General features: G+C 51.3%; 8 protein-coding genes, 2 tRNA genes, 3 rRNA genes and 1 pseudogene. 10 read left to right on the top strand and 4 right to left on the bottom strand.

Going from position 1 to position 14164, the window contains the following annotated elements; all coding sequences use genetic code 11:
- The first annotated feature begins 188 nt into the window (after nt 1-188).
- Nucleotides 189-1292, top strand: a complete 1104-nt coding sequence (locus AC4LF3_RS15610) for a calcium:cation antiporter (RefSeq protein WP_010795504.1) — start codon at nt 189-191, stop codon at nt 1290-1292.
- A 381-nt stretch (nt 1293-1673) separates the two neighbouring features.
- Here AC4LF3_RS15610 and AC4LF3_RS15605 read toward each other — a convergent pair whose 3' ends face one another.
- From AC4LF3_RS15605 to AC4LF3_RS15590, 4 genes and pseudogenes are all read right to left on the bottom strand, one after another.
- Nucleotides 1674-2882, bottom strand: a complete 1209-nt coding sequence (locus AC4LF3_RS15605; RefSeq protein WP_491835713.1) for an ammonium transporter — start codon at nt 2880-2882, stop codon at nt 1674-1676.
- A 261-nt stretch (nt 2883-3143) separates the two neighbouring features.
- Nucleotides 3144-3734 carry an IMPACT family protein gene (locus tag AC4LF3_RS15600; RefSeq protein ID WP_407362220.1) on the bottom strand — a complete coding sequence of 197 codons (591 nt, stop codon included), beginning with the start codon at nt 3732-3734 and terminating at the stop codon, nt 3144-3146.
- Nucleotides 3731-4260, bottom strand: a pseudogene (locus AC4LF3_RS15595) (TetR family transcriptional regulator C-terminal domain-containing protein); the annotation flags it as partial. The pseudogene AC4LF3_RS15595 and the gene AC4LF3_RS15600, both read right to left, overlap by 4 nt.
- Before the next feature lie 105 nt (nt 4261-4365).
- Nucleotides 4366-5163, bottom strand: a complete 798-nt coding sequence (locus AC4LF3_RS15590; RefSeq protein ID WP_074822572.1) for an outer membrane protein OmpK — start codon at nt 5161-5163, stop codon at nt 4366-4368.
- A 317-nt stretch (nt 5164-5480) separates the two neighbouring features.
- Here AC4LF3_RS15590 and AC4LF3_RS15585 point away from each other — a divergent pair, with 317 nt between their 5' ends.
- The 9 genes from AC4LF3_RS15585 to AC4LF3_RS15545 all read left to right on the top strand — a co-directional run bounded on the left by AC4LF3_RS15585 (nt 5481) and on the right by AC4LF3_RS15545 (nt 13973).
- Nucleotides 5481-5882 (top strand): hypothetical protein, encoded by a 402-nt coding sequence (locus AC4LF3_RS15585; protein WP_074822575.1) that lies wholly within the window; start codon nt 5481-5483, stop codon nt 5880-5882.
- Nucleotides 5883-6388: 506 nt separating this feature from the next.
- A 16S ribosomal RNA gene (locus AC4LF3_RS15580) occupies nt 6389-7925 on the top strand.
- A gap of 98 nt (nt 7926-8023) precedes the next feature.
- A tRNA-Ile gene (locus AC4LF3_RS15575) sits at nt 8024-8100 on the top strand.
- 6 nt (nt 8101-8106) lie between these two features.
- Nucleotides 8107-8182: transfer RNA gene (locus AC4LF3_RS15570), tRNA-Ala, on the top strand.
- Between the two features lie 246 nt (nt 8183-8428).
- A 23S ribosomal RNA gene (locus AC4LF3_RS15565) occupies nt 8429-11319 on the top strand.
- Between the two features lie 119 nt (nt 11320-11438).
- Nucleotides 11439-11554 (top strand): 5S ribosomal RNA (gene rrf / locus AC4LF3_RS15560).
- Together the 16S, 23S and 5S rRNA genes with 2 tRNA genes alongside form the textbook arrangement of a ribosomal RNA operon.
- 62 nt (nt 11555-11616) lie before the next feature.
- Entirely contained in the window at nt 11617-12573 is a 957-nt protein-coding gene (gene birA, locus AC4LF3_RS15555; protein ID WP_491835710.1) for a bifunctional biotin--[acetyl-CoA-carboxylase] ligase/biotin operon repressor BirA, read from the top strand.
- Nucleotides 12563-13312, top strand: coding sequence for a type III pantothenate kinase (locus AC4LF3_RS15550; protein ID WP_491835708.1), 750 nt, complete (start codon nt 12563-12565; stop codon nt 13310-13312). Before birA ends, AC4LF3_RS15550 begins: the two co-directional genes overlap by 11 nt.
- A gap of 253 nt (nt 13313-13565) precedes the next feature.
- Complete coding sequence (locus tag AC4LF3_RS15545) at nt 13566-13973, top strand: DUF3301 domain-containing protein (RefSeq protein WP_010795495.1); 408 nt, start codon at nt 13566-13568, stop codon at nt 13971-13973.
- Nucleotides 13974-14164 lie beyond the last annotated feature (191 nt).

The raw sequence follows: 14164 nt of genomic DNA, 5'->3' as shown, positions 1-14164 counted from the left end.
GTCTGGCGGTCTCATAACCACCTCTGGTTTCTGGAAGAGGCCCAGGGGCACGAGAGCGTTTTAGCGGAGTGCAATGATTTTTTGCAGGCCGATGGCGAAATCACGCGCTGAAACATGTCGTAACCCTATGCCGTCAATTGGCTGGCCTTTCGCCGCATGAGGCGAGTCTTTCAAAGGATACGACTTACATGGTTTCAACATTGAGGGGCGAAGCATTCCTGCTGATCGCCATTGCGGCCGGCGTGCTGGCCTATGTCTTCGAGCATCAATTGGTAGGAAGCGGCCAGACGATTGCCTTGGTCGGGGCGGTGGCCCTGATCGCAGCCATCATCTGCGCTGCCATGCGTGTTGCTCACCATGCAGAGGTGCTTGCTGAAAAAGTGGGTGATCCCTACGGTACGATGATCCTGACGCTTTCGGCGGTGCTGGTAGAAGTGATCATCCTAGCCATTATGATGGGGCACGATCATTCGCCCACCCTGGCGCGAGACACGATCTACGCAGCTGTTATTCTCGATATCAATGGACTGATCGGCTTGGCCGCTCTTCTTGGAGGGCTCAAGCATGGCGAGCAGCGCTACAATGATGATTCCAGCCGTAGTTATGGGGTAATGATCCTGACTGCAGTGAGTATCTCCATGCTGGTGCCGGAATTCATCCCGGTCGAGCGCTGGCATGTCTACTCCGGCTTTACCATTATTGTAATGGTCTTAATGTATGCCCTGTTTCTGCGGATGCAGACTGGTCCCCATAGTTACTTCTTCAGCTACAACTATCCAGAAAAGAAGAAAAAGAAGCCTGCTGGTGACTCAACTGTCGTAGAGCACGAAGCGCCAGCGAATACAGGGTTATCGGTTGGTCTGCTGATTGTAGGCGTGGTAGTGACAGGCGCATTGGCCGAAGTCATGTCAAAATCACTGGACGCTGGTCTTGAAGGGCTGCCGGTTCCGCCTATGGTGTCTGCCTTGGTGGTTGCTGTTATCTCGGCTAGTCCAGAGATTCTTACTGCTTTGCGTGCAGCTATGGCCAACCGCATGCAGTCTGTTATCAACATCGCGTTGGGAGCATCGCTTTCCACCGTTATTCTAACGGTGCCGGTTGTTGAGGCCATTGCACTTTATACCGGGCAGCCTATGCAAATGGCTATGACCCCAGTGCAGACGGTCATGATGGGTGTCACCCTCATCATTGCTGCCATCAATCTCAATGACGGTGAGACCAATGCAATTGAAGGCATGACTCACTTTGTACTGTTCCTGACCTTTATTATGCTGACAATCATAGGTCTTTGATCCTGAGGGCGGGCTTGGTAATGCTTGCCCGCTCCATGCATTGTTCAGAAAGTGGCAACTTGAAAATTCAGTGCACCTTATTTTCGACCTTCCATATTCTTAGTAACAATTGGGATTACTAGACTCCTAATAAACGGCTAGGCAAGGGAAGGCCTGTAGGCCATTAGCACTAGGGTAGGGCTGAAAATCTATAGGGGAGCAAGATAAAAGAGCAATCCGTCATGGAGTGATCAAAAAGTGATCAATTTTCCCTGGGCCGCGCAACATATGCGTTTGGCACATGTATCCTTGGCTTATCCACAGCCCCATCCACGTTAAGTGTGAGCAAGTCGAGCCTCTCAACGCGCCTGCTAATCCTATACACGCTTTGAAATCAAGCACTTATTCTGGATTGGTAGCAGAAATCCTGTGGATGGATAAGTCCGCTCCGTAATACTCCTCCTCTTGCGTCAGACGCAGACCAAGCACTTTCTTGATGACGCCATAAACGATTAGTCCGCCTGCCAGTGCAATCGCTACGCCCATACATGTGCCAATCAGCTGGCTGACAAGGCTTACGCCTCCACGGCCTTCCAGCATGGGTTGCCCGAAGATGCCACATGCGATACCACCCCAGACGCCGCATAAGCCGTGCAAAGGCCAGACACCCAGAACGTCATCGATTTTCCATTTCACTTGGGTGGCAGTGAATGCCCATACGAAGAGCCCCCCAGCAACCAGGCCTGTTGCCAATGCACCAATAGGATGCATTAAATCCGAACCGGCACAAACCGCGACCAGTCCAACCAGTGGGCCGTTATGTAGAAAGCCCGGATCGTTTCGGCCAAAAATAAGCGACGCCACGACACCGCCTACCATGGCCATCAACGAATTTACGGCAACCAGACCGCTCACGCCGTCCAGTGTCTGAGCGCTCATGACATTAAAGCCAAACCAGCCAATAATCAGAATCCATGAGCCAAGTGCGAGGAAAGGAATATTGGAGGGAGGGAACGCCACCAGCCGCCCATCGCGATAACGACCGTTACGGCGGCCGAGTAACAGGACGGCTCCCAATGCAAGCCAACCCCCAACGGCGTGCACCACAACCGATCCGGCAAAGTCATGAAACTTCGCGCCAAAAGAGGCTTCAAGCCACGCTTGTACGCCGTGGTTGTTATTCCAGACGATTCCCTCAAAAAACGGATAGATAAAAGCCACGATTAGAGCCGTTGCGCAGAGCTGTGGTGCAAACCGTGCCCGCTCAGCAATACCGCCAGAAATAATCGCCGGAATAGCGGCTGCAAATGTCAGCAGAAAGAAAAACTTCACCAAGGCGTAGCCGTTATCGGCCATTAGCGCTTCAGCCGGGCCAAAGAAGTTGACGCCATAGGCAATCCAATACCCGATAAAAAAATAAGCTAGGGTAGAAATGGCGAAGTCAGCCAGTATTTTTGATAGCGCATTTACCTGGTTTTTCTGGCGAACCGTGCCTACTTCCAAAAAGGCAAAACCAGCATGCATGGCCAGAACCATGACAGCGCCTACCAGAATGAATAATGTGTTGGATCCGTGGATTAGTATGCTTACGGCGCTTTGCAGTTCGTTCATGATTGGCAGTTACACAAGAATGAATAACGGCACCAAAAGCAGTCAGTATTCAAGGTCGGCGCACTGAAATGGCGCATTTTGCCTGACGTGGTTTACATGCTTTGATGTTAGGTGCAGATGTTAAATGGCAGAGAAGACGAGCCCGCAAGCCTTAATTGCACGCTTGCAGAGCAGGGTCTCTCTCCTGCGCACCATAAGGCAGCAATTCTTGTGCCGTTCGAAGCGGTGAAGAGCGAAGCTATACGCTTCGCTTGGGTAGTCTTATTCCTGGATGCGGTGCAACGCTATGCGGCCCCGGCTAACATCTGCCAGAAAGCGCTCTAGAGGAGAAAGACGCTCTTCCGGCAAAGCCAGGCGAATATCGACACCCGAGGCACCGAATGCTTTGTCGTCTAGAAGAGCATCAAACTCATGTAGTCTGGATTCGAGCAGGGGAAGCTCAGAATAAGTGCAGTGGCAGACCACCAGAACTCGAGATACCAACTCCACACGCTCAGCCTGTTGAAGGCATTTGGCAGCACAGCCTCCATATGCACGCACCAATCCACCTGTTCCCAGCTTTATGCCACCGAACCAGCGTGTTACCACTACAACCACACGGTCACAGTTCTGCCCTTCGATGGCCGTTAGGATGGGGCGGCCGGCAGTCCCGCCAGGCTCGCCGTCGTCGTTGAAGCGATATTGTTGGCCAAGCTTCCAGGCCCAACAATTGTGAGTAGCGCCAGGGTCGCTGACCCGGTCAATAAAAGTCTGCGCATCGGCAGCACTTGAAATAGGCGCAGCAAAAGCCTGAAAGCGACTCTTGCGGATCTCTTCCTGAAAGACCGCTTCAACTAATAGTGTTTCGCTCATATGCGAGCCGGCAGCTGAAGGCTACAGCCCTTGAATATGATATGAGTCAACGTATGGGGCGCTGCCTCGAAATCCTGGTCAGTCAATTGGTTGCGTCCTGTCACATGGCAGAGTCGGCTGGAAAAGTCAGCATAGTGCTAAGTGCTGCCCCGTAACACGAAAATAAGATGTACAGGGTCAACGGGATCCATTTTGCCGTGTTTGATCCATGCTTCAAAGACAGCTGCCCGCTGCCTAAACCAGTACCGGTAGTCCTGATCGAAATATTCATACAGGTAAGTACCGTCACCAACAATTTCCACGGCAAAAATACACGAGGCTAGAAGATACGCCGAGAAAGCGTCGTTTTGGCTTGAATGTAGCGAGCCAATGCTTCGGCAGGATGCTCTTTAAACGCAAGCGTGTTAAATGTACTGCCAGAGCTCAAGGATATTGGCCAGCAGAGCCATATGAAGCCTAACGTGTTATTGAAACAGTAATGTACGTTGGCCTTGGGCAAGCTGACCCGCTGGGCAATGGTATTCATGAAGCCAGTCAGGGCCTCAGGAGTGCCGCGTTTCGAGAGCGGCGCTTGATAAAATGAGTAGCATAAGCAGGCGCAGCGCATCAAATAGGCACTGCGCCTAAGCTCTTAGAAATGATATTTGGCTATCACGCTAAAAGTATTTTGGTCCGTGCGAAAAGCGTGGCTGTCTTTGATGCCGTATTTGTCAGACCAGTAATCGTACTCCACCCCTACATACATATGCTTGGCTTCGTAGCCCATCGCCTTGCCAAGGTCATATTTGATCTGTGGGTTGAAGTGGAAATTGGCGTGATAGCTGCGACTAGGAGTTTTGTTATCGTTTCTATTATTAACGACCCAGTCGATATAGCCGTCAAACAGGATATCTGAAGTCCCCGCCGGCAAAGTAATGGACCATGCGGGCGTAACCTGCCAGGCGCCTGAGCGAACCCGGCTACCTTCAGGCTTGCGATAGTAGAAGTTCAGAGTAAAGAAATTGAAGCCGGGCACCTTCAGATCGAAACCAGGGCCGATCAGGTAGCTATCGACATCACCTTCACCAAACTCATAGGTAGTGGCCAGCAGCACATCAGTGATCGGGCCAAGCTCTAATTTGGTACCCGTCAGCTTACCCAGCGAGAAGCGAGGGCTGAATTCGCCATAGTAACTGTGATGGCCATTGGCGTTGGAGCGCCCGACACCGTTGTACCAACTGTTATCGACAAAAAACCAGATATCGCCCCATGACCAGTCACTGGCATGTTCAAAGGTGATCGTTTGTTGGGTATCAGGATCAACCTTGTAATTTTGCCCATATAGGTAGGTAAGGCTATTGTCCTGCCAATGTAACATGCCATCAGCCATAGCATTTCCTGTTAACAACAGGCCGCTGGCTAATACAACGGAAGAAAGGGCGCGGCTCATTGTCTGCTCCTAGAGAAAAGTCGTTTTTAGTAATAAACGCTCCAAACCTGTCCGCTCGGTCAGGCTTTTCCCCGTCTAGCAAGAACAGAGCCAAGGTTTGGGCGGCGGCATTCTACAGAGGTCTAAGCCAAGCGAAAGGGCTTTTTGAGTCAATCAGGTAAGCGGTAGGTAAGGCCGACAGGTAGGCTTTTCGCCGTGCAAAAAAATGAGCACCGTGTAATAAGAATTCGGGCGCTTTGTCGATATAAAGGAAAGGCTCTGTTCCACGCTTGAGCAGAGCAGAAAATCATCACCACAGGTGAGCAGGAGAAACCAACATGCGGCATCCCCTAAAGCTGTTAGCAGGCATTCTGGCGTTTCACGCTAGCTTTATCTGTGCCCAGACCATTAATAGCCCGGGCGCTGCAGGCGGCTCTCCTTCAGTCTTGATGATTACGCGAGGGGATACAGCCACTACATCTGCCTGTGATGTCGGCATTTACCTTAAGAATGAGCTGGCTGCCCGTTTGATGGCAGGCGAAAGCGTATCCTTTAACCTGCCGCCGGGCGAAACCACTGTTACGCTGCGTTCGCTGGGTGCTGGCTATTGCTCTGCTCCAATGGCTTCTATAAAGAGTCAGTCATTGTTGCTTGCACCCGGAGAGATAAAGCAATACCGCGTCGTCCAAAGTGAGCAGGGCTACTTCCTGGCGCCTGTCGATCTCTATCAAGATCGATAAAGGTTGATTACAGATATATTTCAAATAAAGCTTGACCTGTGAGCGGAGGGGCCTATAATGCGCCCCACTTCCGCTGCAACGGAACGGCAAAAAGCCTTGTAGATCAATGGCTTAGCTGTTTAGTCAGGGTCAGACCTCCGGTCTGGCAGAAGCGGAAAGAGGGAAGCGGTAGTTGACAAGCCCCTGGGCTTGTGTAGAATACGCATCCCGCTGCCAGAACAGGTTTCCTGATCCGGCAGGTCCGGCAAGCGGTTCAGCGGGTTAGACCGGTTGAACAAAATGCTTGACAGGACAAGAGGTTAGCGTAGAATGCGCGCCTCGGTTGAGACAAGGTCTTAACCAACCGCTCTTTAACAAGTTGAATCAAGCAATTCGTGTGGGTGCTTGTGCTGTAAGACTGATGGATCGACAAGATTATCAGCAAGACAAGTAACACTCGTGAATTCGAGAGTTTATTTGCGATTGCTGAGCCAAGTTTAGGGTTTTCTCAAAACCCAAATATGTTTGAACTGAAGAGTTTGATCATGGCTCAGATTGAACGCTGGCGGCAGGCCTAACACATGCAAGTCGAGCGGATGAAGAGAGCTTGCTCTCTGATTCAGCGGCGGACGGGTGAGTAATGCCTAGGAATCTGCCTGGTAGTGGGGGACAACGTTTCGAAAGGAACGCTAATACCGCATACGTCCTACGGGAGAAAGTGGGGGATCTTCGGACCTCACGCTATCAGATGAGCCTAGGTCGGATTAGCTAGTTGGTGGGGTAACGGCTCACCAAGGCGACGATCCGTAACTGGTCTGAGAGGATGATCAGTCACACTGGAACTGAGACACGGTCCAGACTCCTACGGGAGGCAGCAGTGGGGAATATTGGACAATGGGCGAAAGCCTGATCCAGCCATGCCGCGTGTGTGAAGAAGGCCCTCGGGTCGTAAAGCACTTTAAGCTGGGAGGAAGGGTTGTAACCTAATACGTTGCAATTTTGACGTTACCAGCAGAATAAGCACCGGCTAACTCTGTGCCAGCAGCCGCGGTAATACAGAGGGTGCAAGCGTTAATCGGAATTACTGGGCGTAAAGCGCGCGTAGGTGGCTTGGTAAGTTGAATGTGAAATCCCCGGGCTCAACCTGGGAACTGCATCCAAAACTGCCTGGCTAGAGTACGGTAGAGGGTGGTGGAATTTCCTGTGTAGCGGTGAAATGCGTAGATATAGGAAGGAACACCAGTGGCGAAGGCGACCACCTGGACTGATACTGACACTGAGGTGCGAAAGCGTGGGGAGCAAACAGGATTAGATACCCTGGTAGTCCACGCCGTAAACGATGTCAACTAGCCGTTGGGGTCCTTGAGACTTTAGTGGCGCAGCTAACGCAATAAGTTGACCGCCTGGGGAGTACGGCCGCAAGGTTAAAACTCAAATGAATTGACGGGGGCCCGCACAAGCGGTGGAGCATGTGGTTTAATTCGAAGCAACGCGAAGAACCTTACCAGGCCTTGACATGCAGAGAACTTTCCAGAGATGGATTGGTGCCTTCGGGAACTCTGACACAGGTGCTGCATGGCTGTCGTCAGCTCGTGTCGTGAGATGTTGGGTTAAGTCCCGTAACGAGCGCAACCCTTGTCCTTAGTTACCAGCACATCATGGTGGGCACTCTAAGGAGACTGCCGGTGACAAACCGGAGGAAGGTGGGGATGACGTCAAGTCATCATGGCCCTTACGGCCTGGGCTACACACGTGCTACAATGGTCGGTACAAAGGGTTGCCAAACCGCGAGGTGGAGCTAATCCCATAAAACCGATCGTAGTCCGGATCGCAGTCTGCAACTCGACTGCGTGAAGTCGGAATCGCTAGTAATCGTGAATCAGAACGTCACGGTGAATACGTTCCCGGGCCTTGTACACACCGCCCGTCACACCATGGGAGTGGGTTGCACCAGAAGTAGCTAGTCTAACCTTCGGGAGGACGGTTACCACGGTGTGATTCATGACTGGGGTGAAGTCGTAACAAGGTAGCCGTAGGGGAACCTGCGGCTGGATCACCTCCTTAATCGATAGATCCCAGCTTTGGCATAAGCTCCCACACGAATTGCTTGATTCACTGAAATAAAGACGCGAGATGAGTCAAGACTCAAGCGTTAGACGATTGGGTCTGTAGCTCAGTTGGTTAGAGCGCACCCCTGATAAGGGTGAGGTCGGCAGTTCGAATCTGCCCAGACCCACCAATCGATGGGGCCATAGCTCAGCTGGGAGAGCGCCTGCTTTGCACGCAGGAGGTCAGGAGTTCGATCCTCCTTGGCTCCACCATCTAACACCGCGTTAAAGCTCAGAACTGAGTGCTTACCCCCCCCTAAGGGTTGGGTTGGAGCATTGACTTCTGAACTTTGTTTTCAGACTGTTCTTTAAAAATTTGGGTATGTGATAGAAGTACGAACACATAGGCTGTTTCACTGCAGACTATGTGGTCAAGGTAAATTTGCGAGTTCAAGCGCAAGTTTTCGGCGAATGTCGTGTTCCAAACCAAACATAACTTCAGATTCTTTGGGGTTATATGGTCAAGTGAATAAGCGCATACGGTGGATGCCTTGGCAGTCAGAGGCGATGAAAGACGTGATAGCCTGCGATAAGCTTCGGGGAGTCGGCAAATAGACTGTGATCCGGAGATCTCTGAATGGGGGAACCCACCTGACATAAGTCAGGTATCTCACACTGAATCCATAGGTGTGAGAGGCGAACCAGGGGAACTGAAACATCTAAGTACCCTGAGGAAAAGAAATCAACCGAGATTCCCTAAGTAGTGGCGAGCGAACGGGGACTAGCCCTTAAGCTCAATTGATTTTAACCGAACGCTCTGGAAAGTGCGGCCATAGTGGGTGATAGCCCCGTAGGTGAAAGGATCTTTTGAGTGAAATCGAGTAGGACGGCGCACGTGAAACGTTGTCTGAATATGGGGGGACCATCCTCCAAGGCTAAATACTACTGACTGACCGATAGTGAACCAGTACCGTGAGGGAAAGGCGAAAAGAACCCCGGAGAGGGGAGTGAAATAGAACCTGAAACCGTATGCGTACAAGCAGTGGGAGCCCACTTTGTTGGGTGACTGCGTACCTTTTGTATAATGGGTCAGCGACTTATATTCAGTGGCAAGCTTAACCGTATAGGGAAGGCGTAGCGAAAGCGAGTCTTAATAGGGCGTTTTAGTCGCTGGGTATAGACCCGAAACCGGGCGATCTATCCATGAGCAGGTTGAAGGTTAGGTAACACTGACTGGAGGACCGAACCCACTTCCGTTGAAAAGGCAGGGGATGACTTGTGGATCGGAGTGAAAGGCTAATCAAGCTCGGAGATAGCTGGTTCTCCTCGAAAGCTATTTAGGTAGCGCCTCATGTATCACTCTGGGGGGTAGAGCACTGTTTCGGCTAGGGGGTCATCCCGACTTACCAAACCGATGCAAACTCCGAATACCCAGAAGTGCAAGCATGGGAGACACACGGCGGGTGCTAACGTCCGTCGTGAAAAGGGAAACAACCCAGACCGTCAGCTAAGGTCCCAAAGTTGTAGTTAAGTGGTAAACGATGTGGGAAGGCTTAGACAGCTAGGAGGTTGGCTTAGAAGCAGCCACCCTTTAAAGAAAGCGTAATAGCTCACTAGTCGAGTCGGCCTGCGCGGAAGATGTAACGGGGCTCAAACTACACACCGAAGCTACGGGTTCATCGCAAGATGAGCGGTAGAGGAGCGTTCTGTAAGCCTGTGAAGGTGAGTTGAGAAGCTTGCTGGAGGTATCAGAAGTGCGAATGCTGACATGAGTAACGACAATGCGAGTGAAAAACTCGCACGCCGAAAGACCAAGGGTTCCTGCGCAACGTTAATCGACGCAGGGTGAGTCGACCCCTAAGGCGAGGCTGAAAGGCGTAGTCGATGGGAAACAGGTTAATATTCCTGTACTTCTAATTACTGCGATGGGGGGACGGAGAAGGCTAGGCCAGCTTGGCGTTGGTTGTCCAAGTTTAAGGCGGTAGGCTGACTGTTTAGGTAAATCCGGACAGTTAAGGCCGAGAGCTGATGACGACTCTTCTTATGAAGAGGAAGTGGTTGATGCCATGCTTCCAGGAAAAGCCTCTAAGCTTCAGGTAATTAGAAATCGTACCCCAAACCGACACAGGTGGTCGGGTAGAGAATACCAAGGCGCTTGAGAGAACTCGGGTGAAGGAACTAGGCAAAATGGCACCGTAACTTCGGGAGAAGGTGCGCCGGTGAGGGTGAAGGACTTGCTCCGTAAGCTCATGCCGGTCGAAGATACCAGGCCGCTGCGACTGTTTATTAAAAACACAGCACTCTGCAAACACGAAAGTGGACGTATAGGGTGTGACGCCTGCCCGGTGCCGGAAGGTTAATTGATGGGGTTAGCGCAAGCGAAGCTCTTGATCGAAGCCCCGGTAAACGGCGGCCGTAACTATAACGGTCCTAAGGTAGCGAAATTCCTTGTCGGGTAAGTTCCGACCTGCACGAATGGCGTAACGATGGCGGCGCTGTCTCCACCCGAGACTCAGTGAAATTGAAATCGCTGTGAAGATGCAGTGTATCCGCGGCTAGACGGAAAGACCCCGTGAACCTTTACTGTAGCTTTGCACTGGACTTTGAGCCTGCTTGTGTAGGATAGGTGGGAGGCTTTGAAGCGAGGACGCCAGTTCTCGTGGAGCCATCCTTGAAATACCACCCTGGCATGCTTGAGGTTCTAACTCTGGTCCGTTATCCGGATCGAGGACAGTGTATGGTGGGCAGTTTGACTGGGGCGGTCTCCTCCTAAAGAGTAACGGAGGAGTACGAAGGTGCGCTCAGACCGGTCGGAAATCGGTCGCAGAGTATAAAGGCAAAAGCGCGCTTGACTGCGAGACAGACACGTCGAGCAGGTACGAAAGTAGGTCTTAGTGATCCGGTGGTTCTGTATGGAAGGGCCATCGCTCAACGGATAAAAGGTACTCCGGGGATAACAGGCTGATACCGCCCAAGAGTTCATATCGACGGCGGTGTTTGGCACCTCGATGTCGGCTCATCACATCCTGGGGCTGAAGCCGGTCCCAAGGGTATGGCTGTTCGCCATTTAAAGTGGTACGCGAGCTGGGTTTAGAACGTCGTGAGACAGTTCGGTCCCTATCTGCCGTGGACGTTTGAGATTTGAGAGGGGCTGCTCCTAGTACGAGAGGACCGGAGTGGACGAACCTCTGGTGTTCCGGTTGTCACGCCAGTGGCATTGCCGGGTAGCTATGTTCGGAAAAGATAACCGCTGAAAGCATCTAAGCGGGAAACTTGCCTCAAGATGAGATCTCACTGGAGCCTTGAGCTTCCTGAAGGGCCGTTGAAGACTACAACGTTGATAGGTCGGGTGTGTAAGCGCTGTGAGGCGTTGAGCTAACCGATACTAATTGCCCGTGAGGCTTGACCATATAACACCCAAACAATCTGTTGTTTGGTAAAGACCAGCCGAAAGCTTGGTTGAACCGCAAAATACCGATCACATACCCATTCGGGGAAACGACTAGACACCGGTTCCCCACCCGAATTGCTTGACGACCATAGAGCGTTGGAACCACCTGATCCCTTTCCGAACTCAGAAGTGAAACGATGCATCGCCGATGGTAGTGTGGGGTTTCCCCATGTGAGAGTAGGTCATCGTCAAGCACCTATACCCAAAACCCCCAGGCCTAACCGCCCGGGGGTTTTGCTTTGTGCGGATAAAAAATATGGCTGTTTCCCTACTACTTGAATGCCTTGCTGATGGTCAGTTTCATTCCGGAGAAGAGTTGGGGGCGCTTCTAGGTGTTAGCCGTAGTGCCGTCTGGAAGCAGCTGCAAGGAATAGAGCAACGTACAGGTTTATCTTTTTTTAAAGTACCTGGAAAAGGGTACCGTCTCGCTGAACCTCTCAATCTGCTGGCAAATAGCCGGATAGACTTTGATGAGTGGCCAATAGAAATCCTGGATACGATTGACTCTACGAATGCTGAGGCGCTGCGGCGTGTCATGGGGCAGCGTGGCCACGCGCCTTTCGTGCTGTTGGCTGAGCACCAGACCTCTGGCAGAGGGCGTCGGGGAAGGGCCTGGGTTAGTCCATATGCAAAAAATCTCTACCTGACAGCAGCTGTTACCATTCATGGTGGTATCAAGCAACTTGAAGGATTGAGTCTGGTAGTAGGGCTTGCGGTTGTTTCAGCACTAAAAAAGCTGAGCTTAATTGATGCTGGTTTGAAGTGGCCTAACGACATTCTCCTGTTTGGGCGCAAGCTATCTGGCATTCTCATCGAGTTGTCAGGTGATCCTGCTGATAGCTGTACAGCAATTATCGGCATTGGCTTGAATGTGAATATGAGAAATGCAGACAATATCGATCAACCATGGATTTCCTTATACGAGGCGCTCGGTAGGCCCGTTGATAGAAACCAGTTAGCTTCTAATATGTTGCATGAGTTAAGTGATTGTTTGAAACTGCATCAGTCACATGGCTTTGCTGCATTGAAGGATTCGTGGGAAGCCAATCATTTATGGCAGGGACGAGAGGTGATTCTTTCTGCCGGTGCCAATCAAATCGAAGGTAAGGTGCTGGGTGTTGGATTGGACGGATCACTTAGATTAAATGTTGATGGCTACGAAAAGTCTTTTAATGGCGGTGAGCTCAGTTTGAGATTGCGTAATGATTCTTGAGCTTGACTGCGGCAACAGCCTGATCAAATGGCGCGTTCTATCTAAAATTGATGGCGTTGTTGCCAGCGGTATCGCTCATTCTGATGATGAGCTGCTCGCAACGCTTGAATCTTATGAGAGCCTCTCCCTCAGCCATGGTCGGCTTGTCAGCGTTCGTAGCGATTTGGAAACTACAGGCTTAATTGAACGGCTAGACAGCACGTTTGGTTTTTCATGTCAGCAGGCAAAACCCGTAGCATCGTTTCTTGGTGTAAAGAATGGATATTCAGACTACGAACGACTGGGGATGGATCGTTGGCTTGCCCTTTTAGGCGGCTTTAAGCTGGCAGGTAACAAAGCATGTGTCGTGATTGATCTGGGAACCGCCGTTACTTCAGACTTTATCGATCAGACTGGACAGCATGCGGGTGGCTTCATCTGTCCGGGGATTCCACTCATGCGTCGAGAATTGCAGACGCATACTCGTCGAATTCGCTATAACCCAGAACTTGAGGCCACTAATGGGCATCCTCTGCCTGGAAGAAATACGATGCATGCTGTTGAGGGCGGATGCGTGTATATGCTCCGCGGATTTGTGAGGACGCAATATGATTTAGCCCTTGAGCTGCTAGGGGCTGATTTTGCTGTCTTTCTTACAGGGGGAGATGCTGAGCTGGTAAAAGACGTCATTCCCACTTCTCGTGTTGTGCCTGATCTGGTCTTTGACGGTTTGGCCTTGGCTTGCCCTGTGGACTCATAAATATGCGATGGCTTTTCGTTTTCCTGTTGGCATTGAATGTGTTCTATTACGTGTGGAACCAACAGCAGGCGCCTTTGCGCGCAAAGGAAATTACTCCGCTAAGCTTGTATAAGAGCGAGCGTGACAACATACGTTTGCTACATGAGCCTGAGGCACCCTCGATGGGCGTTGGGGCTAAGCAATAAGCTAGCAGGGGCTGAATGGCTTTCTTGGTATTGAAGCGCTTGGGACGGCTTGGTTTAGGTGATTGTTCATGCTGACCTTAGGTAACATTTTTGGATTTCTTCTGGTGGCCTCAGCCTGCGCCTGGCTATGGCATTCCCATGGTTTGCGTGAGCGTGCGCTCGCTTTGGCCAAAGAGCATTGTCGCAAGCGTGATGTAGAGCTGTTGGATGAGAATGTAGCGTTCCGCCGGTTTTCTTTTATGCGGGATGCGAAAGGCTTCAAGCGGTTTGCTCGCGTTTATGATTTTGAGTTTACCGCTACTGGCGAGCAGCGTCTGGCAGGTAAGGTAGTGCTGTTTGGTTACCGCTTAGGGCTTATTGAATTTGCCCCTTATGCGGTACCTGAAGCGCCAATGCTCAATGACCCGCGTGTGGTTGATATGGCCTCATGGCGACGTGCCCGTGAAGAAAAAGAGGATCGCCGCCGAGCCGACTGATCCATTGTAATTGCATCATATTACCAATGATCCTTCTCCTACCGTAATAGCCGCTGTTGAGCCTCTTGGGTCGCTTAGGCCTTGTAGCCAACGTAACATCGCCAGGCTGGAAACGGTTCTGCAATCAGCACTTCAGCAAACGCCTCATCATTCTTTATCGGCTTCTTTTAGCATCACTGCTGTAGAACCCT

This window comes from Pseudomonas sp. C2.3V, from assembly GCF_058536325.1.
Note: the sequence above shows the minus strand (reverse complement) of the source record. Positions and strands in the feature narration are given on the sequence as shown.